The 21138-nt window shown below is 36.7% G+C and carries 28 protein-coding genes and 1 pseudogene; 7 read left to right on the top strand and 22 right to left on the bottom strand.

Annotation, left to right across the window (positions count from 1 at the left end; translation table 11 throughout):
- Positions 1 to 153 precede the first annotated feature (153 nt).
- The 3 genes from L950_RS02565 to L950_RS02555 all read right to left on the bottom strand — a co-directional run bounded on the left by L950_RS02565 (position 154) and on the right by L950_RS02555 (position 2834).
- Entirely contained in the window at positions 154 to 1173 is a 1020-nt protein-coding gene (locus tag L950_RS02565) for a hypothetical protein (RefSeq protein WP_021191279.1), read from the bottom strand.
- Positions 1167 to 1967 carry a hypothetical protein gene (locus L950_RS02560; RefSeq protein WP_021191278.1) on the bottom strand — a complete coding sequence of 267 codons (801 nt, stop codon included), beginning with the start codon at positions 1965 to 1967 and terminating at the stop codon, positions 1167 to 1169. The genes L950_RS02565 and L950_RS02560 overlap by 7 nt, the downstream gene beginning before the upstream one ends.
- Positions 1968 to 2516: 549 nt before the next feature.
- Positions 2517 to 2834, bottom strand: coding sequence for a hypothetical protein (locus tag L950_RS02555; RefSeq protein WP_052764284.1), 318 nt, complete (start codon positions 2832 to 2834; stop codon positions 2517 to 2519).
- Here L950_RS02555 and L950_RS02550 point away from each other — a divergent pair.
- Complete coding sequence (locus tag L950_RS02550) at positions 2813 to 3298, top strand: hypothetical protein (protein ID WP_021191277.1); 486 nt, start codon at positions 2813 to 2815, stop codon at positions 3296 to 3298. The two genes, L950_RS02555 and L950_RS02550, sit on opposite strands and share 22 nt — an antisense overlap.
- A 92-nt stretch (positions 3299 to 3390) precedes the next feature.
- Here L950_RS02550 and L950_RS28335 read toward each other — a convergent pair whose 3' ends face one another.
- The 5 genes from L950_RS28335 to L950_RS02535 all read right to left on the bottom strand — a co-directional run bounded on the left by L950_RS28335 (position 3391) and on the right by L950_RS02535 (position 4924).
- The gene (locus tag L950_RS28335; RefSeq protein ID WP_156169492.1) at positions 3391 to 3558 is read right to left on the bottom strand and encodes a hypothetical protein; all 168 of its coding nucleotides are present in this window, start codon (positions 3556 to 3558) and stop codon (positions 3391 to 3393) included.
- Positions 3545 to 3769 (bottom strand): hypothetical protein, encoded by a 225-nt coding sequence (locus tag L950_RS02545; protein WP_021191276.1) that lies wholly within the window; start codon positions 3767 to 3769, stop codon positions 3545 to 3547. The genes L950_RS28335 and L950_RS02545 overlap by 14 nt, the downstream gene beginning before the upstream one ends.
- Before the next feature lie 88 nt (positions 3770 to 3857).
- Positions 3858 to 4250 carry a DUF5675 family protein gene (locus L950_RS02540; RefSeq protein WP_021191275.1) on the bottom strand — a complete coding sequence of 131 codons (393 nt, stop codon included), beginning with the start codon at positions 4248 to 4250 and terminating at the stop codon, positions 3858 to 3860.
- Positions 4251 to 4259: 9 nt separating this feature from the next.
- Positions 4260 to 4388, bottom strand: a complete 129-nt coding sequence (locus L950_RS34860; protein ID WP_262506951.1) for a hypothetical protein — start codon at positions 4386 to 4388, stop codon at positions 4260 to 4262.
- 14 nt (positions 4389 to 4402) lie between these two features.
- Positions 4403 to 4924 carry a hypothetical protein gene (locus L950_RS02535; protein ID WP_021191274.1) on the bottom strand — a complete coding sequence of 174 codons (522 nt, stop codon included), beginning with the start codon at positions 4922 to 4924 and terminating at the stop codon, positions 4403 to 4405.
- Positions 4925 to 5593: 669 nt separating this feature from the next.
- Between L950_RS02535 and L950_RS02530 the strand changes: the two genes are divergently transcribed.
- Positions 5594 to 5788 carry a hypothetical protein gene (locus L950_RS02530; protein ID WP_021191273.1) on the top strand — a complete coding sequence of 65 codons (195 nt, stop codon included), beginning with the start codon at positions 5594 to 5596 and terminating at the stop codon, positions 5786 to 5788.
- A gap of 48 nt (positions 5789 to 5836) precedes the next feature.
- Here the strand turns inward: L950_RS02530 and L950_RS02525 are convergent, their stop codons facing one another.
- Together L950_RS02525 and L950_RS02520 are read right to left on the bottom strand one after the other, a co-directional pair.
- The gene (locus L950_RS02525; protein ID WP_156169491.1) at positions 5837 to 6667 is read right to left on the bottom strand and encodes a hypothetical protein; all 831 of its coding nucleotides are present in this window, start codon (positions 6665 to 6667) and stop codon (positions 5837 to 5839) included.
- Between the two features lie 5 nt (positions 6668 to 6672).
- The gene (locus L950_RS02520) at positions 6673 to 7185 is read right to left on the bottom strand and encodes a hypothetical protein (protein WP_031289094.1); all 513 of its coding nucleotides are present in this window, start codon (positions 7183 to 7185) and stop codon (positions 6673 to 6675) included.
- A 374-nt stretch (positions 7186 to 7559) separates the two neighbouring features.
- Between L950_RS02520 and L950_RS02515 the strand changes: the two genes are divergently transcribed.
- The 3 genes from L950_RS02515 to L950_RS02505 all read left to right on the top strand — a co-directional run bounded on the left by L950_RS02515 (position 7560) and on the right by L950_RS02505 (position 9131).
- Positions 7560 to 7991: a hypothetical protein gene (locus L950_RS02515; protein ID WP_021191270.1), complete on the top strand. Its 432-nt coding sequence runs from the start codon at positions 7560 to 7562 to the stop codon at positions 7989 to 7991.
- Between the two features lie 89 nt (positions 7992 to 8080).
- Positions 8081 to 8656: a Crp/Fnr family transcriptional regulator gene (locus L950_RS02510; protein WP_021191269.1), complete on the top strand. Its 576-nt coding sequence runs from the start codon at positions 8081 to 8083 to the stop codon at positions 8654 to 8656.
- 253 nt (positions 8657 to 8909) lie between these two features.
- Complete coding sequence (locus tag L950_RS02505) at positions 8910 to 9131, top strand: hypothetical protein (RefSeq protein ID WP_021191268.1); 222 nt, start codon at positions 8910 to 8912, stop codon at positions 9129 to 9131.
- A 148-nt stretch (positions 9132 to 9279) separates the two neighbouring features.
- Here the strand turns inward: L950_RS02505 and L950_RS02500 are convergent, their stop codons facing one another.
- The 7 genes and pseudogenes from L950_RS02500 to L950_RS02470 all read right to left on the bottom strand — a co-directional run bounded on the left by L950_RS02500 (position 9280) and on the right by L950_RS02470 (position 15290).
- Positions 9280 to 10431 (bottom strand): TlpA family protein disulfide reductase, encoded by a 1152-nt coding sequence (locus L950_RS02500; RefSeq protein WP_084825345.1) that lies wholly within the window; start codon positions 10429 to 10431, stop codon positions 9280 to 9282.
- Positions 10432 to 10500: 69 nt separating this feature from the next.
- Positions 10501 to 10923 carry a RagB/SusD family nutrient uptake outer membrane protein gene (locus tag L950_RS31660; RefSeq protein ID WP_231576799.1) on the bottom strand — a complete coding sequence of 141 codons (423 nt, stop codon included), beginning with the start codon at positions 10921 to 10923 and terminating at the stop codon, positions 10501 to 10503.
- Between the two features lie 333 nt (positions 10924 to 11256).
- Positions 11257 to 11768: pseudogene (locus tag L950_RS02490) on the bottom strand (RagB/SusD family nutrient uptake outer membrane protein); the annotation flags it as partial.
- A 121-nt stretch (positions 11769 to 11889) separates the two neighbouring features.
- Positions 11890 to 12537 (bottom strand): hypothetical protein, encoded by a 648-nt coding sequence (locus tag L950_RS02485; RefSeq protein WP_156169490.1) that lies wholly within the window; start codon positions 12535 to 12537, stop codon positions 11890 to 11892.
- Positions 12519 to 12806, bottom strand: coding sequence for a hypothetical protein (locus L950_RS02480; RefSeq protein ID WP_410528082.1), 288 nt, complete (start codon positions 12804 to 12806; stop codon positions 12519 to 12521). The genes L950_RS02485 and L950_RS02480 overlap by 19 nt, the downstream gene beginning before the upstream one ends.
- An 11-nt stretch (positions 12807 to 12817) precedes the next feature.
- Positions 12818 to 14116 (bottom strand): hypothetical protein, encoded by a 1299-nt coding sequence (locus L950_RS02475; protein WP_156169489.1) that lies wholly within the window; start codon positions 14114 to 14116, stop codon positions 12818 to 12820.
- A 190-nt stretch (positions 14117 to 14306) separates the two neighbouring features.
- Positions 14307 to 15290: a TonB-dependent receptor plug domain-containing protein gene (locus L950_RS02470; RefSeq protein ID WP_197086183.1), complete on the bottom strand. Its 984-nt coding sequence runs from the start codon at positions 15288 to 15290 to the stop codon at positions 14307 to 14309.
- Between the two features lie 1087 nt (positions 15291 to 16377).
- Between L950_RS02470 and L950_RS02465 the strand changes: the two genes are divergently transcribed.
- Positions 16378 to 17010, top strand: coding sequence for a hypothetical protein (locus L950_RS02465; RefSeq protein WP_021191263.1), 633 nt, complete (start codon positions 16378 to 16380; stop codon positions 17008 to 17010).
- 164 nt (positions 17011 to 17174) lie between these two features.
- Positions 17175 to 17327 carry a thermonuclease family protein gene (locus L950_RS37025; protein WP_156169495.1) on the top strand — a complete coding sequence of 51 codons (153 nt, stop codon included), beginning with the start codon at positions 17175 to 17177 and terminating at the stop codon, positions 17325 to 17327.
- A 370-nt stretch (positions 17328 to 17697) separates the two neighbouring features.
- On the opposite strand, the gene L950_RS02460 is transcribed toward L950_RS37025, so the two are convergent.
- Genes L950_RS02460 through L950_RS34855 form a run of 5 tightly spaced genes read right to left on the bottom strand, consistent with a single transcriptional unit; the run spans position 17698 to position 20695 of the window.
- Positions 17698 to 18825: an SAVED domain-containing protein gene (locus L950_RS02460; protein ID WP_021191261.1), complete on the bottom strand. Its 1128-nt coding sequence runs from the start codon at positions 18823 to 18825 to the stop codon at positions 17698 to 17700.
- 18 nt (positions 18826 to 18843) lie between these two features.
- The gene (locus L950_RS02455; protein WP_021191260.1) at positions 18844 to 19263 is read right to left on the bottom strand and encodes a hypothetical protein; all 420 of its coding nucleotides are present in this window, start codon (positions 19261 to 19263) and stop codon (positions 18844 to 18846) included.
- The gene (locus L950_RS02450) at positions 19244 to 20323 is read right to left on the bottom strand and encodes a hypothetical protein (protein ID WP_410528081.1); all 1080 of its coding nucleotides are present in this window, start codon (positions 20321 to 20323) and stop codon (positions 19244 to 19246) included. The genes L950_RS02455 and L950_RS02450 overlap by 20 nt, the downstream gene beginning before the upstream one ends.
- 32 nt (positions 20324 to 20355) lie before the next feature.
- Positions 20356 to 20520 carry a hypothetical protein gene (locus L950_RS29235; protein WP_197086181.1) on the bottom strand — a complete coding sequence of 55 codons (165 nt, stop codon included), beginning with the start codon at positions 20518 to 20520 and terminating at the stop codon, positions 20356 to 20358.
- A 46-nt stretch (positions 20521 to 20566) separates the two neighbouring features.
- Complete coding sequence (locus tag L950_RS34855) at positions 20567 to 20695, bottom strand: hypothetical protein (RefSeq protein WP_021191259.1); 129 nt, start codon at positions 20693 to 20695, stop codon at positions 20567 to 20569.
- Positions 20696 to 21138: the final 443 nt, after the last annotated feature.

Here is a 21138-nt window from a genome sequence, read left to right as displayed (position 1 = left end):
TAGTGGAGTATTATTTCGACTGTGTAAAAGCGATCTGTCTATCCCTGAAAACAGTTTATGAACAATATGCCGGTACTGACTTTAAGGGCAGAATCAAATAAGATTTAAACCTTTGACGGCCTGCAATAGCCATTCAAGCAATTAGAACCATCATTACTCCTTTGGCAATTTATAGGTATCTCCTGCTCGAATAAATGCCTTAACGCACAGCATAAAAGTTCCTCTACTCATCTGTTCTTCCATCCTGAGCCGGACTTTGATGAGTTTAGATGCCAAATTCACGAAAACCTCCCTACTTTGACTAATTCTCCATTCGACCGCATGCTTTCCATCTATGGCAGATTCATAAACTTGCACCAGACCAAATAGCCTATCTTTACGTAACATGAGATCCTGTTCATGAAGGTCGCTATTCCTTTCTTTCAAAGCCAGTAACCACCAGTATATTTTTTCAAAAGTTTGCTTATCGACATATTGCACGTCCTTTGAAAAATGTTCAATTTCGACCAATAACATCGGAATAACATCGTTTAAGTCATAAGCAAAATCCAGAATCCGGATCAGGTCGCTTTTTTTGATTCCGCCGTCATCGGTTATGGTAAATTCATCTGGCAAATTTTGGATGAGCGTCTGGTAAAGTTCGGTCACTTCTTTGGGTTTATCTTTTTCCCCTTCATCCATAAAATTCGAGATCGGCTTCAAGCCAAATTGCTCTTTCATATATTCCGAAAATATCGCTTTAGATTCTGGGGAGCCATCCAGCTTAGGTACATTCAGATCATTTTCGGATATAACCTTCGCTAATAGCGCGCTTATTTTATCCAGATCCATATTTTGGTAATAGGATTTTTTGGTCCATTTGTGATAGAGTTCTAGACAAGCAGGAGATGGCAGACGAAGTTGGAATGATTGATCACAGACAAATGCAATAGCTTCGGTCACTATTTTCATCTCCTGGTCATCCAAAGGATACTTTTTGTATTGTTTATCTAGACATTCAGCTATCGCAAAATAAAAATCTGCTACAATATCAATCGTATCGCCCATAATCAGGGGATAGCGAGATTTTATTTTATCCATGAGTTTTTGACAGGCTGCTGTATTTTTCTTATGATCAAAATAAGCAAGTCTTTCTTCGTAAAATTTGTTTTTCACTTCTACTTCTGTCAACATCTGCAAGCTGTCAACAAGTTTTTGTAGCTCTTCTGTATAAAAGTAACTGGGGTTAGGATGGGACTGGGATCATGTGTGCTTTCATCTAGCAAATAATAATCATCTGCGGATATTGCGTCATCAGGTATCGGTTCAACGGTTACAATGACACCCATACAGCGCAAGAGTAAACATTCGATGAGATGCTGAAAGCGTTGCGTGCTCACCGCATAATCCTGCAGTTCATCCAACAGCTGGTCCACCAGATCATCGACATCGTCGTTACTTTGTGATACAAAAAAATCTAAGTTTCCAGATGGGCTTGTTTTTACTTCCATCGCCATTTCTCGCAAGATGGGATATCGATCTGCCATTTCTAAAAAATGATCGGGTCTAAAAAATAGATCCAGATGGTTGCAGATCCCGTCCGGCAATTCATAGATGACAGTTTCTTTGTTTTGCCAGAATAACCGGGTTTGGTCCGCCATCCACAGACTCTGGTTAGGGTCATCGGAAAAACGGCTGAAATGGTCATCCATCATCTGCAAATGAAAAGTAACGACAGGTTCATCGGGGGTAGAGTATAGTTTTTTCTCACTCTCTGAAGCACAGGTAGTCATGCGCATGGATAGGTCTTTACCATAAAAAGAGAAGATCGACAAGCCACCATCTGTTAAAGTAATATTATCTAATTCAAAAAAGATCAAGGCGGGATCTCGCGACTGATTCAAATTCCTCAGCCATGGACGCGGTTCTGGTTTATCACTTACAAATACCTGCAGCAAGGATTGCTGTTCAATTAAACTGTGGTTCATATATATAAAGATTTAATACAGATAAAAAAACAGTTGACAACAAACTTAAGACTATTGGTCTCTCGCTTGCATCAAGCCAGCAGGATGCATAACTATTTTTATATCTAATATATTCGTTGTTAAAACGTGGTTTATCAGTATTGAGCCGTTGGTAAGGGTGCTATAATAAAAAGTTCAGGTGTTGATCATTTTAAAATAGTTATATGCGCAAGCCCATCTTTGAAATAGAGGTGGACATCCTTAAGCACATACATCAAGTTAAAATTAGCGATTTATTTACAATAAAAAATCTTTTTTATTTTTAAACGAAATAAAAAAAAGGATTGAACAGCAAGAGCTATTCACACGGCAGAATAAAGATGTTTTTAAGAAATTATCAGAATTCATATTTTTTATTGAGCCCTCTCCAATCTGCTATGAAAAAAATTGTAAACTCTTTTTTTAGGGTAAAAGAAAAGTAACCACAGGAAGAGACTGCAGGCAGTAAATTAAATTCGTTCGAACCAATTTTCAATTTTAAGGTTTTGAATAAACCTAAAATCTTTTATACTATCTGTCACTAAGGTTAGTTGGTGAGCAACAGCAGTAACTCCTATTATCAAATTCATCATGCATATGTGTACCATTTTTTCTAAGGAAGACTTTTGTTTTGACGTAATGCTTTACTGAGGTCATAATTGGGATAATGGATAATCCTTTTACAAATTTATCTACCGCATCAAGTGATTTTTTCGGATTGTCACTATTTTCAGCACCATACATAAGCTCAAAAACTGTAAGTTCAGAGATAAAGCAATTCTCATTCGGAACAGGTTCGCCCCCTTTTCGGAAATCTTTTACCGATCTTGTACCTTCCCTATACCTCAACAGTACGCAAACATGGCGTACCACATTATTTTAACAGTTCCTATGATACGCAATCATTTACTGTGCGTAATATTCCAGATGGTGTTTTCAATTTCAGTTACAGCAGTCCTTTTTATAGCGTAACAAGTACAGAGCAAGTTGAAGTTAGAAACTTAAATTGGAATACACCTGCTAATACAACACGATATGTCGGAGAGCCATTTACAATAACCGGTAATTGTATTGATGGTCACGGATATTCAATCATCGGAAATCGATTCGGAGAAGGTGCTATCGCTCAAAACGGTCAAATATCATTCATCATTCCGGGCTACGTGATCGGAATTGTTCCAGCCTTTGCACCAAAAGGAAAATCCGCGATTGAAATGAAATTGAACGATACGACAATAAAATATAAAGACCTTTTCGAGTTTTATAGGCGATTGATAACTAATGCCCATCAGGATTCCTCTATTTTCATATAGGAAACAAAACCTCCTGAACCGCGCATTTCAGGAGGTTTTTATTACACGATTGCACCTATTTGAACACAAAATTTGAGAGGAAATTACTGAGCTTAATTTCGTTTTTTTATTTTGTTAAGTAATCTACTAGTTGCGTAACTGACCACTGTTCCCAATGCAGACATCAACACGGTCTGCAACACATCCCCGAAAGAAAAAGAAACCCATATCGAACATAGTGTACCACCTATCGTACCAATACGGATATCATTCAGTTTCATCTGGCACCCCCCTTTCTTTATTAGGCGACACCTGATCTGGTGGTGCCTCCTCCTCTCCTTTTTTCACTTTATCATCTAGAACTGTCTCTACCACACCAAGCCCCAGAGCAATGTATTTAATAATATTTAGTGCCTTTCCCGGCAGCTTGACTGGTGCAAGCAAAATCACCTGCAACACCTGACTGATTTTGCTTATTACTTTTTTCATCATGATAAAAATTAAATGCTATAAACAGAAAGCCTAGAAAAATTAATAAGAAGTACTATTTTTTCGAGGCCTTCCGTTCTTTAGTGAATATTCAGATACACTTCATCACCATATCCCAAAGGCTGTAAACAAGTGCCTTCAGTTTTGCCAAAGCCTTTCCGCTTGCAGTACCCGTTCCTTCTCCTGTTAAGGTCGTGACGGGTGCGATACAACCCAATAACTCACGCTGTGCATCGTTGGCGGCATGAATCAATATCGCTTCACGGCCAAGGACATGTGGAATACCGATCTGCTCGCCATGTTTCGGATACCGCTTTTTTTCCAGCTTGTATTGCCCTATCGGAATACAACTTATCCGAGGGATATTATTGCGGTCTGGCAGTTCGACCGTATGACAGATATGCTCACCATTGTAGGTAAGTGTTCCATTCGTTCCTTGAGCTCCATATTTCCGTTGAAGCTTGAGGATCTGTCTGTTTTTCATCACTTTTCATTAAGGAATATCCACCGCCACAATTGTCATTGCGTTGTATGGATTGTTTTTTAATGGATAGAACTCATTATTGACCTCTTGGTACATGGAAATTCCCACGATCAGGTACACCACTTTAGTGTCGTCCACAGTCAAAGGAGCTTCTAACAAATCACCAGGATATTGCCTATTAACGGGATGAAGGCCGATTTCACAACTTCTGGACGGGGCGGAATATCATCCGTGCTCAACTCGGCAACAGCCAGTGTAAACTGCATATGTGTCGCTCCCGGCAACAGCATCACATCAATCTGGGGATTGAAGGCAGGAACAGTGAGGTTAGCTTGCCCATCAAGCCTGTCAAAATAAGCGTCCAAATTTACTCCGATCAACATTTTAAGGCTACTGGCCTGATTAAATTCAAACCCCTTAAGCAACTGACTGTTCTCCTCCAAAAACGTGCGTTCACCCCTACCATTGATAACATCAGCTTTTTGAATGCGATGTACCAGAGACGTCATTCTGTTTCGTAAGCTACTGTCCCCAAATGTGCGTAGCAGATTATTTAACTGTACACGCAGGAGTTTTGCCATTTTTGCTGCATTACCAAATTCAGCCATATTTTCGCGCGTCCGCTGAAAATTGGGATCCGTCTGAATCCGTGCCTTGTCCACACCGCCTTTCATACGAACTTCGTAACCTCTACTGCGATGTTTGCTAAAAGAAAGGTCCCCGACCTTACCTCTAAACTTGATTAAACTTCTTGTTTTGCCATGATATTATTATTTTGATAGCAACACAAATATGGAGCAAGCAAAAACAATCACGGTCCAAAATGGCTTAATACGACCATCATAACAGCAAATGGCAGTATATGGCACAATCTGTCCATCATTAAATGCAAGAAAAGGTACGGGGAGTGTACTGATAATGCACGAGAAAGGTACTAACCCTCTACTAAAAAGGTACTGGAGAGCTACTAAAGAGCTACTAAACAGTTACTATAGACAGTAGGTAATCCATCAGAAACAGTATACCCAATTGTGGAAAATAACACACACTCCAGCGCTGGGATGATGCAGGTATAAAATACAACAAAATAGGAATGTAGAAACCTGACATGACACCTCAGAACAGCATTAACAACTTGTAAAACAAATAATTAAAACAAAACAACAAGAGTATTGGTTAAAAGTAAATTAGTAATTTTCTTATGAAAGGGCTGTCTTTCTCACTGCAACCAACAGTATGAGGGACAGAGAGGTATCTAGCTGACAGGAGAATCAGGTAATCACCCCAGATTGTCCGGCACATGCCACTGCTATGTCCACCGGCAATCCCCAGATCAGTTTATCATGTCAAAAAAACACCGTCTGTGCATCAGCGCAAAAGACGTAGCCAATATCCTAGACCTCAGTCCACGCCAGGCTCAACGAAAATATCAACAGGCCAAAGATGCATACAGCAAGGCAAAACACCAGCATCTTACGGTTGGTGAGTTTGCAGCTTATTACGGTTTGCCACTAACGGAAGTAGTGGAACGTTTATAAAATCTTTATAACTCACTATCGAGAATCCAAATCTGTCCAGGTAGTGAGTTATAAAGATTTTTTTGGCATTAATTTTACCCATTCTGTTCGTAACTTCAGTAGTTTTTCATATACGTCTAACTGCACCTTATATCGTTCTTGCTGAACTCCGTAAAATAATATGAAGCACATATCACCTTCCCTCATTAAATCTCTAACAGCCAATTGCACAATTAAACGACCTCTTCCTGCCCGAAAAAGTAAATTTGGATATAACTTTTCTATTTTAGCTAATGACTCCATATCGACCTTTCCTTCACGCCCATCCAGTAATTGTACATCAACAAGTTTAAATCGAGAAGAACCTTCTTTGAGGTGAAAATAGGCTATCTGTGCGATTCGAACCCACTCATTCTCTGCTCCTATTATAACCAAAATCTCATCGGTAAGCTCCTGCATACATATTTTTAACCGCATTTCATATTCAGTCAACAGCTCATGATTACTTCTCAGCCGTTGCTTACGAGCTCTTAAATCATCTAGCTTTGTCAAGTAGAATTCGATCTGTTTTACTTGTTCATCACGTAATTCAACCAATTGATTTTTATGAAGTAACGCCTGATTTTCTTGTTCCATATACAACTCTTCCCGTTCAGTCACGTAAAGTATAATCTGTTTATCCTGTTCAGCACGTAATTCAATCAATTGATTTTCATGAAGTAATGCCTGATTTTCTTTTTCCGTACGTAATTCTTCCTGTTCAGTCACGTAAAGTAAAATCTGTTTATCCTGTTCAGCACGTAATTCATCTAATTGAATTTTATGAAGCCGTTGTAAATTATCCTTTTGCATAAGTAAATCTTGCATTTCTTGTAACAGTAAAACTTTATTAGCACCCATTTCATTTATGACTTCATCACGGAGCGACACCGATTTATATAAAATTTACTTCTTTTGAGTGCGTAAGCGCTAAACTTTCGATTCTTTCGGATAGCAAAATAGACCTGCACCATGATGAGGCAGAACATAACAACCACATAATCACGTTCAAAATATTCGGCTTTTTGCAGGTCGACTCTAAAAAATGTCCAATATACAGCATAGACCACCCGCAAAGCCACAGCTCCCATTAATAATACCAACAATATAAATTGAATTATATATCGCAATAACTCATGTTGCCTCAGATAACTATTTGCATCTAGTCTGTAGATAACATAACTAATCAAAAAAATTGCAACAAACATCAGCACAAAACTAAAAAGGAAAATCATCAGATGCTTTTCCAGCGTGATGCTCCATGGCACAGATAACGCAGTGGTGTAAAAAGTGATCAAAAAAGAAGAAGTGGCGGCGAGCAACATTAAAATCAATACATTACCATACCACGATCTGAAGAAGAATCGAAGAGCAATCATAATTAGGTTTAAAATTAATATTTTCTCTAAATTAAGAAAATTCCTCAATGATTAACCTAAAAATTTGAGATATCAGATCTTCTTGATGAAATCTATTTTTCCATTGACCGAACAAGATCCCACTTTAAATAGCTTTAAACTATTTTTTAACCTATTTCGACGGAGTAATTTACTACTTCGAGGAAACCGCGATCACTTTCTTTCACTTAACGCTATTAAGCTAATATCTTCGTAATTCGATCGAAGCAATAAACAAATTAAATGAATCATTTTCAAATTAACCTAATACAATAGTTTAGAATAACGCATGCCAGTATAACCCATTGTTCAAGGAAAATCAGGAGGAAAAAATAAAATTAATTAATTTATAAGAGATGAAAAAACATCAATTTAATAATAAAGGAGTCATGGAATGGCTCGCCGCACTTTACAGTGCTACCGTAAATTACCAAATAATGGAACAGGACCTTATCCTGATGTGCCTTCGTAGTTGGCTGATCTCCAGGTTTGACCTGTCGGAAGATCAGATCGCCTATATCAATACCTTGTCGGAAGATTTCAAAAGCAATCTAGCACAAGAGCTGGTGTTTGCTATCAATAATCAATCGCAGATCACATTGGATAAGCAGACTGATGAGAAACGTTCAAGTACATTGTCCCGCGATTCAGTCAAGGTAACAGAATACGAATCGAAAAAGGTCCAATCAGATGCCTCGGATATTCCTATCCGATCTGATGGTGATACGCGCTTTAACTACCAGTTGGATGGACATTTAATTATTCGGATTTATTATAAGCTTATATAAAACGGCACCTACCCGAATGCATTGCCATGGGCCATACCTCTCCCATGGCATTTGCTATTTCTTAAACTGATTATTTCAAAATTTAAAAAATGGATCGTTTTATCAAGCATTTAAATATGCATTTTAGGAAAGATGACCCCTGCCGTCAGCATCTACTGGAGCACTCCAAGATTAGACAAAGCGGTCGCGGTCAGATCTACTGTAGGGAAGATGAGAGCCGTCCTTACTGGTGCTATGTGCTAGATGGAGTAGTCGGTGCGTATGAGATGAATCTCAAAAAACCATATATACATTGGGTCGCTACCGAAGGAAATTATTTTACAGGTACAAAGCACGAGTACAGTTTCAATAGCCAGGCACTGAATATTCAATTTTTGACAAAAGGAACAATTGCCTGCATACCGTTGTCCATCTTACAGCAATTGCAACATGAATATCCCAGTGTACATCACTTTGTCAGTATCATGCGCCAGAAGAAATCGGACTTTTTTAACAAAAAAGGACTTATTATGGTTCAGGATGCCGTCGATCGCTATAAAAAACTGATGGAACTAATGCCATCACTATGGTACAATTTGACAAATAAAGAGCTAAGCGAATTTCTGTATATCGACCCCAAGACATTGTACTTGAGTAAAAAAAGAAATCTTTATGACAAAAAGTAAATTACTACCGTCATACCCGATTTCTGAACAGAATCTATTCGCTCCTTTGTAATAGACAATCGGACTAATGCCATGAACAGCATCGGTACACAAGTTAAAAAAATAAAGATCGTCAAAAAGTTAACAGTCTGGCAAAAGGAGTACCTCGCCAGACTGCCAGTTGCCAAAAATGGCAACTACTGTGGGGGCCGGTATGACTGCAGCGTACTGAAATTAACTGATTTAATTATGAATACCTAAAACGAACGTAATTATGAACTGGTACAGCTTCACAGGGTCAAACCCTACGAATCCAGCACATTACAACAACGTTGGAAGTACGCCACCGGCTTGTCCAGGAAACGATAGCATTTGTGCTATCCAAGCAAATCCTACAGGATCGGGTCAACCGCAACTAACAGATGCATTGAAAAATGAGATGATTGTTGCTTTGAATAACCGTACTCCATCCACTAATGTGCTGTTAAAATCTTAATCAATATTGGTTTAAAGATTTAAAAGAGCAAGGGGACCAAGGGTCCCCTTCTCTTATTTTTAGATTTCCTTAAAAATTACTACATCAATCTCTCTTTCATCCGGTGTAAGTACCAGACCGTAAGCAGACAGCTGCCTATTCAATTCTTCTAAATTATTATAGTCACCCAAGTAATATTCTCCATACTCTTCACCTCGTCAATTACGGGCATGTACTGCTTGCTATAATCGACAACAAATGCCAGTACAGATGTGCCTTCCAGGCTTTGTAGATTCGCTTCTTTTATCTGAGTAGATTTATTTACAGCTGTCTTACTCAGCACCAAACATTTTCGTTTAGCTTTCCCATAGTATACATTTAATCCAAAAAAATTGTTTATATCCGTGTACACGACTTTAGCATGATCACGTTCATTACGAAACATTTTGTCGACCCGTTCATAACATACCGCATATTTTTCCATCCACCTGGTTGCTTCTTTCTCATCATCATTATATGTATAAATATTTTTATCCTTTACCCTCCAATCTATTCGGTGTTTTGTGACCAAGAAATCTTTTTGTTCCATCTTATTGAGAAGAGAAAGATAAATATTTAACAATGGCATATTATTGAAAGAAGTACGGTATTTCCTACTGACGCTATCCATTTGCAATGTATACCCACTTTTCTTAAGCCCGGGATTAAAAGCCGAGACCTTACTAAATGCAATACCGTCCGTAATCCGATCTTCTTTAATGCTTAGCGGCAGATAGTCATTTTTAGCAGGAAGACTAATTTTCCCCTTGCTTAACAGTTCCTGTATATTTTTACTATTCAAAACATCTACGGCCGTTATTGCTATTAGTTTCCCTTTATAGATCCAGACTACATGAGGTGCAGATTGATGGGGAAACAGATTGCGCAATACGGTATCTGAAAAAATGACAGGCGGATATGCCTGATTTTCTTTTAAAAATTTATTGGTTCTGAACAAATCCTGAATGGTCTTTTTATCCTGCCAAGCAACCTGCAAAAATTTTACTTTTCCTTCGAACTCTTTTTGAAGCCTCACTACTTTAGGCATATTTGCAATACATACTGTACAGAACGTATCAAAAAAATCTAAAACAAGGAGCTCCTCTTTATACGCAGAAAAATCAAATTGTGAGACTTTATCATTTAAGATTTCAACTACGTGATTGCTTTTAAAAGTGTCGCCCATCTGTAGTTCTTTACTCCGATCTATTTTTGGCTGTGCTAGACTCATAAATGAAGTAATCAATGCTAAGAAGCATATTGTAAATTGTAGTATTCTCATTATATATAAATTTTAAAATTTAAAATTTTATAAATATCCAAAGGCTCGCGCTGCTTTGGCATTCTTTAATTATCGCTTATTCTGAATTAGACCACCAATGTTTATTGCGTCCAATGGAAGTAAAATACCATAAGAAAAGCTGTTCGGTTCCAACTGATATAGCTTTCCATCGAGGTTCCTTTTCAATGTGGTCCTGAATTTAGGATCAAGATTTAGACGCTTTAAATCCGTCCAACGTAAGCCTCGAAAAACCAGTTCTTTTCTTCTCTCCTTAAGGATTAAACTGAGTAATCTATTCGGATCCCGCTCATCTACCTGCACATAAGCACCCTTTACCCATCGTCTTTCCAACAGTTTGTTCATATCCGAAATAGCGATCTCCAGATCATTTCTTCTAACAGCACATTCGGCACGAATAAAGTATAATTCAGGTGTTGTTAAACCGATAAAAGGGCTTCCAAAAGAATTATCATAAGAGCCTTTAAATGTCATGTATTTAGGATCGGATGGTGAAATCTTAAAAAACAACTCCCTCCTAAGATCATTTTTATGATAAGATTCGTACAACAGCGTATCAACATAACAGTAGTATTCACCGAAAGCCTCGCTATACGAAGCGGTTGCAGGAAAAATAACTTCCTTATTAAATCTTGAAAACGGTAAATCATCAATTGGTATCAGATCATTGTAATCCAACAATGAAACATTTTCCTGCAATGCAGCGTCTGCAAACAAGTAAGCATGTTCATAATCCTGCATATCAAAATAAACTCTGGCCAGAGCAGCATAGCTGGCCACTTTATTTGGTAGCCCCTGCCCAACGACATGATTTGGTAAACTAGCGGCCGCCAATTTTAAATCTGAAATAACCTGATCGTATCCTGCTCTTTGAGAAGAACGCGGTACACGTTCATCTATGTTTGGGTTGTCACGGATGGGAATCCCAAGTTCTGATACTGCTAAATCCTTGTTGTAGGCAACTGTATAGGTGGACAACAGTTGGTGAAAAGCAAACGCTCTAAAAAATGAGCAGATCCCTTCAGTTGTTTCCATTTTACTGCATCCATATTTGGATCTAGTTTCCCCAACAAATCAATCACCTGATTAGCAATATAAACCACTTTATATGACCCCTGCCAAGGCATTACATCTGTTAATGGCTCATTATTCCAGCAATATAAATTGCGATGATCTATTTCTGTCATCGCTAGCCAATTGTTGTAAGTCAAGAAATAATCATCGCTTGATATTTCTCGCTGATTGGGATATCCCATATTCATATCTGAATAATTATTAAGCAGGAGCTCTGCATCTTCCAATGTTTTTGGGATCGCCATTTTTATATTTGGCTTGTAGTCTAAATATTCTTTACATGAACCATGCAAAAACACTACGATTAAACACATTAACATTCTATTCATAACTATTGTATTGTTAAATTAACACCTAATGAAATCATCAGAGGGTCCGGCAGACCAAATCCAACTCTGGATCAACGTTATATTTATTAGCCCTCCAAATCGTGGTAATGTTTTGCGCATAGCCGTATACATTTAGATTTTGAATGCCAAACCTTTTTATATTACTGAATGAATAGCTGAATTGTAGATCACGCAATTTTATCTGGTCTGCAGGAGCAACAAGAGCAGATGAAAAAGCATAAAAATTTGTAGCAAACATATTGGCAGGGTAACTGAGAGCGGGCACATCTGTCAAAAGTTCATCGCCTGGTTTTTGCCAGCGTTTCGTAAAATCAGCATGCCCAACACCTGAATTAATAAATCTGTAGTTTTCAAAAGATTGACGTCTGAATTTATGTCCCAGCTGATAAGCAATGTTAAATGAAATTTCCAACCTTTTGTAGCGGAAAGTGTTGCGCAGAGAACCAAAATAAATGGGCACTTCAGAACCATTATTATCCATTTCCCATACTGTTGCATTGCCATAAAGTGCTATGTAATATTTAGATATCTCACCATTCACGTAACCACGCGGTGCTCCAGTCTCGGGGTCCAGACCTGCCCATTTAAAGCTAAGCAAGCTGTAGAGATCCATTCCTTCAAAAGGAGTGACAAATGGATTAGAGCTTACAAAGCTATTCCCCAATATATCCTGACTAAAAGATTTTTGATTATATTCCTGTTGTAACTAAAAACCAGATTTGTGATCCATGAAAATGCTTGGCGCTGTACATTAAAAGATTGCAAAGATACATCCACACCTTTACCCTGAATATGTGCAGAATTAATAAACATAGATGAGAATCCGGTACTTGGATCAAGTTGCCCCTGTGCAATTAGATCCTTTGCATTTTTAACATAATATTCTACTGAACCCGAAAGTTTATTTTTCAACAAACTATAATCGAGCCCAATATTATAGGTACCTACCCTTTCCCAGCGCAGGCTCGGGTTAGGTGGAGATTGTATATATGCATAGGTTGATTGCTGATGTAATGAGGCATACTTTCGCGATACATGATCGGATATGCCGAAGTGGAGTTATTCACATTGCCATTATAACCATATGTAACACGCAATTTGAGCAGGTCGATTTCATCGGGCAAAAAAAACTCTTTAGAAATTAGCCATGAACTACCCAAAGACCAAAATGGTTTTCCTTTGTCATTTGTTTTAACACCAAAAAGATTTGATTCATCCTTACGCACAGATCCTGAAAAGATGTAACGCTCCTTAAATGCGTAGTTGGCATTTGCAAAATATGCACGGTAACGATTGGTGAAGCCATCCATACTACTAAAATCACGTAATATAGTCTGTCCAGCTATTCCGTTTAGTGCTGGTACAGTTTTACCCCATTGTACAGGTGTAAAATTTCCATTTTCTCTATTGTAGCCCCAGAAGCTGTTACTTGTAGCATCGCTTCTAATTTGTCTTACCTCAGTACCAGCTAGCAGATTTAGCTGATGAAGTCCCGACCATATTTTTTCATAATTAACTTGTATTCTTCCCATCTGCGTAACGTTGTCCCGCTGTTGTTTATTAAGATAATCACCCTTTGGCATATTGTACGTAACAGCAGTAGGATCCCAAGAAGCATAGTAATTAAGTGTTGCACGCTGATCTACAGATCCAAGTCCGCGCCATATTTCTGTTGGCTGGCTGGCACGTTGGTACGCATAATTGGCAGAAATAGTTAATTTCGGCAGTAATTCATATTTAACGTTTGTATTGAATATCACCTCACGCACTTTGTTAATTCTACTGGTTTCATACAGTTCGTCCAACGGTCTGAATTTCCAGTCCAAAAGCCGTCCTCCAGCTATCGTATCCCTAAAAGCAGGATTATAACCAATGGCATCTACAATCAATGCCTTCCCATATTTATCAGCCAATTCCATATAAGGAAAGTTTCCCATCCCCCTGCCCATTACATTATAATCCCAATTGGCGTCAGCATCCTTAGATTTCGAATCGGTGTAAGTAATACCAAAGTCCAGCAACAATTTATCAAGTGGTCGTATCTGTGTGTTACTCTTTACTGTTAAACGCTCATATGAAGATGTGACCAGGTTTTTTAGATTCTTGTCATATCCAAGCGACATGATTGTATTTACCTTTTCACTCCCGCCTTTAAGTTGAATATTGTATTGTTGATTGAATGTAGGACGGTAGATATATTTCAGAAAATCATCCCGCATATCTATTCCCCGTAACCGATCCAATTCTGTATCAAGTTCATATTGGTTAATTTGACCTAATTTCTGTTTTTGAGTAGCTGAATCACCGGCGTTATATTATACGAGTACCGGTTCATATTACTGTTGTAGTAGCCTTTGTTAAAAAGAAATTTCTCAGCATCGATATAATCAGAAGAATTCATCTGAGGCATATAATACAGATCGGGTTTCTCACCTACAGTAAGGTTACTGTTAAGTTGAGCTGAAGTGGCTGATTGAATCTCCCTTTCTTGGTGGTAATCACAATAACGCCATTTCCGGATTGCGCTCCCCATATGGAAGCTGCAGCTGCATCCTTCAGAACAGAAATATTTTCAATATCATTCGGATTTATATTGTTAAAATAGCCCGTTAGATCATCAAAATTATTAACGTACGGTACACCATCGATGACGATTAAAGGCCAAATATTAGAATTGAGACTACTAACCCCTCTTACATTAATATTTGGAAGTTTACCTCTATTTGTTGACGAATACTTGGTGCTTGATATTCCAGGTACTACATCTTCCAGCCTGCTTAGAAAATCTGTCGATACTTTACGATTGAAAAGTGCAGAATCTACAAACTCAAAACTTCCGGTAGCCCGTTCTTTAGGTATTTTCTGGTAACCAGTCGATACAACCTTCACTTCATCAATTTCATTCTCCTCAGGTATCAATTTAACCATTAACAATACTTCTGAGGTATAATTAATTTCTTGCGTTTTGAAACCGATATGGCTGAACTTGATTTTTCCTTTTCGGTTATTTACCTCCAGTTCAAAAGTTCCATCTTGGGAGGTTCTGATTTGTAAATTTTCCGCATCGACCCGGATAGATACTCCTTGCATCGGACTATTATCTTTAGCGGATATCACACGTCCTCCGAGTTCATATTTTACCTGCCCATGCACCCCGCTGTCCTTGCGAGGTGTCTGAGCATATAAACATAAACTATGAAATATTGCTATAACTATGATCCATGGTACCGCAATCCCTTTAATTGCCTTTAATAAGCAATTCATAAAATTAAAGGCATACTGCACTAGATTAAACTGATAGTTGTTTACCAATTGGTCTAGCCATTTTATTTTTTTATCCGAAAACTGAAGGAAAGCATCATCCCTGAAGAATTGATGATGTCTACAGTTTTCATCATTTAGTATTGATCTTTTCAAAGTGGTTAATTTTTGGTCTGTTTTAAAAAGAAAACGAATTAATAACCCTCGCTTTGAGACAATTCTTTTCCTTTGGAATAGCGCATAGCTCTCCCTGTTGCAAAGTTTTTGCATTTTTTAAAAGATTAGATTGAGAATTAAAAGGGAGCTAATATTTAGACAATAGGTTCCCTTTTCAACCTCAATAGTTAAAAAATAAGATTAGAAAAAATGCAATTATTGGTCTACATCAAGGTTATAACTGGTCTTCGCGATTGCATAATTTAGATAAAGAACAAAAACCGGCTCCTAAAATATTAGTGTATCACGATAAAATCGTAATCACAATTATTTGGTTTACTTAGAGAAACGTCGTACTTTTAAAGTGTAATGTAAAAAGTAGGCTTCCGATCCTCTTTATATTGGAAAAAACAATTGTTTACCAATAGAATAAAAGTCGGCAACATATATCTTCTAGGGAATGATAGCTTATTAGCTTCAACCCTCTTCCATTTTCGTTTTTTCAGTATCAGGTCTGGGCATTACGCCATACTTTTTCCGCAAAAGCGTCTTTGGATTTAGTAAGAGCGAGCTCTCTCCTATTGGACTATATGTTTTATTTTAGCTCCTATTGCGGAGCGCAGATAATGTTCTTTAAAAGTTGTGAATTATCGACTTGATTACTTCGATCCTTGATGAAGTAACCTCGTCTTTTTTGGATGGTTTTAAATCGTTGTATCATAATAATTTTTGGTTTATGAAACACGATGTGCACTAAGGAAGTATTGTCAGGCCTAGTTGGAGATATTTTCAACGGAGCGAACTTCCTAGCTTTGCACGAGGCGCCGTCAAGAGCCCCTAAGACCTAAGTCTTAGTTCCACAAAGCTGACAGGAAGCCCGCTCCATTGATTTAGGTATACGAATATACAAAATTTCAATGGAAAGCGAACCTCGAGTCTACTCACGTGGAAAATTGACGGCTTTCGTGCGTAAGTGACATCGTTAAGGGTAGAATACACCACCCACAATAATCGCTAATATTTACACAACAAACATACTATTAAATAATTAGAAATACAAATATTTTAAACTTTCTATTTCAAAGCCATGAATTACGAACAGAGATTTACAGCTAAAAGCAAGAAGTTCAGATTACATTTTCGACTTACTGAGGAGGAAATTGATTTGTTATTAGAAAACAAGAATCTTAAATATAAGGGATTAGAAATAGGAAGCCGTACTCTAACATTAGATTTGGCAGAAGCTTACCCTTTAATTTTCGGTTTAGATTATTGTGAATTTAAAAATGATAATATAACATTTCCTTCATGGGACAATTTACCTCAATCCACAAAAGACTTTATTGAAGGTAGACCAGATACAGCTCGAAATAAAATCGGTCTGAGTGGTACTAAACATAAAGCAAGTTATATTGTCATTGCGATAAGAGACTTTGCTATTGGTCACACTTTCAGCAATTCAGATATAATCCTTAACCTACCTTCTCCATTAGATAAAGAATCATCAATTGATTGGAATAAAGGCCTACTGAAAGGTTTGGTTAAAAATACAACCACATCTAGAACATATAAAGATGAGAATGGTGATAATAAACGTGAAACTATCTATAAGGTAATCAAGGCTGTCGATGATGATTTATTGAAAAAGGCTAATAAAAATATTGGAGAAGATAAAGCAAAGAAAAATATTGGAGAAGATAAAGCAAAGAAAAATATATAACTAAGATAAGAATGAACTATTGAAAAATATTCTGCACTCAATGATAGTAAAAAGCTATTTTCTACAAAATATCTCCCCTACTTTCCGGCAGAAGATGAACTTATTAGAAGAGAAAGAAAAAAAAGTACTACGAGAACAGGACATAATTTATGAAAGGTTAAAAAATAGTTAGTTTATATAGAATCGATGTACCAGAGAAAGGTCAAGATTTTGCAAATGTGGCTAAACAATTTACTATAAACCTGTTTTTCTCTAAAATTGTAACAGTAGATGTTCAAGATCTGGATAGATTTGAAAAAACAGTAAGTGTTGTCTGAAAAACTGGCATCAAAAATCTAAATCTAGAATTGCTAAGATCCAGTTTAGTACGGCATTACAAGATGTTCAATAACTCCGATGAATTTGCTCAAGCTGAGAACTTAGCAAAGATCAATAAAGTAGGCTCTGGAAATCTCCTTAAGGAAATTATTCAACAAGAGATTTGAATTGAAAAACTGAATATCAAAATTATCGATATCCAGTTATGATAACCTTATAATAAATGCCAGTATGATTCCACAAATACAGATTTTTATAAAATTATTTATGTAATGAACTTATACTTGCAACTATAGACACAAAAAAACTAAAAGCCTACAGTTATTTATGAAGCTTTCACAATAACTATTTCTTTTTCTATCAGTTTAACTATTCATGTTTTAGAAAAATTGTTTCAACAAATCCACCTAATTTTGAATTTTGATCATATATCTTCAAAGCTAAATCAGCTTTTGGCATCCAGACACGACCAACCTCTACAGCTAAAGAGATAGGTATAGCTGGAAAGATATGCAGAGTAGTATCTTGGCTATGGTTCTTTTTTATAACGTTAAGAACTTCGCGCATTTTTTTTCCAAAATCTCGTATTTGCCTTCTAGATTCGATAAAATCATTAGTTGGGTTTTGTATGCGGATCGAATAAATTGACACCTCGTCTCCTAAGACTTTTTCAACCCTATCATCGGTAATATCTGCACTTAATTCAAGCTTCAGTGCCACCGTCTTAAGACTGCGTGTATTCTCTGAATAAACAAAGTCAGTTTCGATATCATCCCCGAATGCCCAAGTATCAGGAATTCTCCTTTTTTGTCGAACATCAACAGCAACCATGTCATTTATTAAAACTCCGAGCTGAATCAATAATGGAATTGGTGCAAATGCAAATAATGATATGTGATTAATTTCTCCAGATTTTATCATAGGCAAAAGAAATCGATCAAATTTCATTTTCAAATTCCTAAGCTCAGTAGACCAAAAGCTTAAGTCAGAATCCCTATCTAAACTATTTACTAAACCAAGCTCAATAGAACTATCTTTAGCAGGATAATAATCTGGTCGTAAAAAGCTACTAACCATTGGATACGAAACATTAGGTGTATTAGAACCGATATTAGCATTGTAAGATACAATATAACTTTTTCTATCGGGTTGTATATTAGTTACATTTTTGATTCGTTCTTCATGCTCCTTTTTCATATCTAACAAAACAGATTCTGGATGTCCCAACACATCAACTTTATCAATTAATCTGTGATGCGCATCACACATCAACATTAAATTGGAAATATCATCCGCTAACTGTGGCGAAAGAATATTATCTCCTCTCGGTCCTTTTGGCTGATCAGCTATTATATGTGCAATATATGCCTGATTAAAATTTCGTTTTGTTAATATATCAGTATGTAACTCTTTATTACAGCCAATGTATTGACATCTACCTGCGGAACGTATCCAAATAAGATATTTATTAATTGGAGATATCGATGTTGTACTCATTTTTTCTTTTTTTAATATTTAATGTTCTGTTCCTCCACCTTTCCAATCCCCATCGATTAACCATAATTCATAATGAAATAGCCACTCTATAATCCAAGGTATTATAGTATAAGCAATCATTCGTCCCGTGTTCCATTCTGATGAAACAAAAAGACATAACTGCTGTTCCTTTTGCTTATAAACATGCGGTAATCTATCTTTACCAAGAGCTAATTTTAGTACCTTGGGTCCAATAACATATATTTTAGGAACATTTCCTAGCGTATAATTAATTTTAATTAGATACTCATCTCCTAAGGGAGAAGACCTTAAAGTCCCCTCCCAGGTAAAATATGTTATCATATCGGATTCCATTAAGGATTCAGGAAAAGCTCTTTTCAACGCTATATACTGTTCTGCTAATGAGGGCCTCTTTATTCTAATCTTTGGATTTCCCATGAAATGTATGTGTTGGAATTTTACTTATAATAGTGCTTGAAGCTAAAGCTGAACCAATAATTCCGTCTTTTTTCGAATAAAAATTTGATCTTTCTGATGTTAACAATCTAGAGCGCTCTCCTATCTGAGAAAATGTTTTAGTTACCAAACCGTTCCCAAAAGGTTTTTTAAGAGACTCGGCAATATTATGCAAACCATATTGTGATTTTGCAATGCTTAAATCTTGACGAATTTGTTTTAACCATTTATAAAAATTATCTCTACGGAATGATCCTTCATCATTCCATCTATCTGCAAAATTTTCAGTTTTATTTACAGGATTAGATATCCATTCATATCTATTACCAAACCTATCCAAACGCCACTCAATTTCATCTTCCATACGTGATATGATACCACTAATAGCATCTGACAAATCCTCTTCTCCCCGATATGCACGAGCGGCTAAAGTTGTGATGACGCATGATATTGGTTTTTGCTTTCTAACATCTTCATCTTTTTCAGTTGAAAACATAATATCACGATGTCTTTTAAGAAGCTGAACAACTCTTTGCAAAGGTAATCTGGTTTCTTGATACCTGGGCGTTGGTTTAACAGCCTCATTAAGTGAAAAAGATTTTCTTATAGTACCGTTGTATAGTTCAACTTTTCTCATAAACCACTTTGCATAACCAAATGGATTACTTTGGTACCATCTACTAGGATCAGTTTCCGTTTGATAATTAAGACTTTCTCTATCTGTGATAGACAATCTTAATTTTTCATAATCTTTCTCCTGTAAATTAGAAAATGATTTTTCCAAAAGAATACTATATCCTTGTGCAATTACACTGGGCAATATATCCATATGATATTTATCATTCCGATCAGAAGAAGATCGATACCTTAATGTCCAACAACGTCTGCCTTCATCATCCAATAATGACTCGTAAGTCATGTGCGATCTCAACTGATCGCCAACAATTCTTTTAACATCTTCCTGTGTCCAATTCCATCTCTTCCCATGTAACTCGCAAACAATATCCAAATCTAAATCGTCTTGCGGGTCTACTGGTTGTATTGTTGTACCAATAATAAATGATCCCTGAGGCTTTATTTCGGCTCATAAGGTTTTAATAATGAATCATCTTTACTGAGCCAGTTGCCAACAGCTATATAACTTTTTACAGCTGCATTATGTTGAGTTTCCGTAATGCTCAAATTTTCAGATAAAGTTTCTAAAATTTCAGCAAATTGGATGTTTTTTAAATCTTCCATATTTTCATTTTAAAAAAATGCCCAGAATTTCTGGGCATTTCGAATCTTACTTTTCCTTTCTAACACCTTTAAATTTACCTCCGGATGTTTTGACATCCATAAATTGTCCTGTTTGCGTATCACGCTTGGTCCATAATCCTGTTACTGGATTTTGTGATTGGCTACGTTCTCCCACGTAACCATGACGCGATTGTCGCCTGTTTTGCCATTACCTGCCATTGAATTAACTTTAAAATTTTGAACATAATCTTCCATCAGCTATGATAATGTCAGTTTTCCAGAAATGGAAAGACCATAACATTGCCAAAGCATCCTGTTAAGATTTTTACTATTAAGCTGTGATCTAATTTTTCGTAAAGAACATGGGGAGGTCAAGACCCAGGTTACACTGGAAAGGAAAGAGTATAATTACGGGAAATCTGATTTTATTCTTTTTTATGAAACAAAATCCGTTATTTCGCGTTTAATAAAAAAAACAATAACTCTATTCTACCTTTCAGGTACGGATGATACTTTGAGCTAAGTGTTACCAGCACTTGGCTCATATTTTAAAATATCATCTTCCTATTTTCTTATATCTTATTTAATCAAATTTCCATCCTACTAATTATTTTACTA

Origin of the sequence: Sphingobacterium sp. IITKGP-BTPF85, assembly GCF_001006065.1 — a bacterium.
Lineage (GTDB): Bacteria > Bacteroidota > Bacteroidia > Sphingobacteriales > Sphingobacteriaceae > Sphingobacterium > Sphingobacterium anhuiense.
Note: the sequence above shows the minus strand (reverse complement) of the source record. Positions and strands in the feature narration are given on the sequence as shown.

Coding starts and splice junctions, on each gene's coding strand:
- L950_RS02565 (WP_021191279.1), bottom strand. CDS start 1,173: ATGTTGACAGAAGTAGAAGTGAAAAACAAATTTTACGAAGAAAGACTT.
- L950_RS02560 (WP_021191278.1), bottom strand. CDS start 1,967: ATGAACCACAGTTTAATTGAACAGCAATCCTTGCTGCAGGTATTTGTA.
- L950_RS28335 (WP_156169492.1), bottom strand. CDS start 3,558: ATGAAACTGAATGATATCCGTATTGGTACGATAGGTGGTACACTATGT.
- L950_RS02545 (WP_021191276.1), bottom strand. CDS start 3,769: ATGATGAAAAAAGTAATAAGCAAAATCAGTCAGGTGTTGCAGGTGATT.
- L950_RS02540 (WP_021191275.1), bottom strand. CDS start 4,250: ATGAAAAACAGACAGATCCTCAAGCTTCAACGGAAATATGGAGCTCAA.
- L950_RS02535 (WP_021191274.1), bottom strand. CDS start 4,924: ATGAAAGGCGGTGTGGACAAGGCACGGATTCAGACGGATCCCAATTTT.
- L950_RS02530 (WP_021191273.1), top strand. CDS start 5,594: ATGTCAAAAAAACACCGTCTGTGCATCAGCGCAAAAGACGTAGCCAAT.
- L950_RS02525 (WP_156169491.1), bottom strand. CDS start 6,667: ATGGGTGCTAATAAAGTTTTACTGTTACAAGAAATGCAAGATTTACTT.
- L950_RS02520 (WP_031289094.1), bottom strand. CDS start 7,185: ATGATTGCTCTTCGATTCTTCTTCAGATCGTGGTATGGTAATGTATTG.
- L950_RS02515 (WP_021191270.1), top strand. CDS start 7,560: ATGAAAAAACATCAATTTAATAATAAAGGAGTCATGGAATGGCTCGCC.
- L950_RS02510 (WP_021191269.1), top strand. CDS start 8,081: ATGGATCGTTTTATCAAGCATTTAAATATGCATTTTAGGAAAGATGAC.
- L950_RS02505 (WP_021191268.1), top strand. CDS start 8,910: ATGAACTGGTACAGCTTCACAGGGTCAAACCCTACGAATCCAGCACAT.
- L950_RS02500 (WP_084825345.1), bottom strand. CDS start 10,431: ATGAGAATACTACAATTTACAATATGCTTCTTAGCATTGATTACTTCA.
- L950_RS31660 (WP_231576799.1), bottom strand. CDS start 10,923: ATGACATTTAAAGGCTCTTATGATAATTCTTTTGGAAGCCCTTTTATC.
- L950_RS02465 (WP_021191263.1), top strand. CDS start 16,378: ATGAATTACGAACAGAGATTTACAGCTAAAAGCAAGAAGTTCAGATTA.
- L950_RS02460 (WP_021191261.1), bottom strand. CDS start 18,825: ATGAGTACAACATCGATATCTCCAATTAATAAATATCTTATTTGGATA.
- L950_RS02455 (WP_021191260.1), bottom strand. CDS start 19,263: ATGGGAAATCCAAAGATTAGAATAAAGAGGCCCTCATTAGCAGAACAG.
- L950_RS29235 (WP_197086181.1), bottom strand. CDS start 20,520: ATGGAAGATTTAAAAAACATCCAATTTGCTGAAATTTTAGAAACTTTA.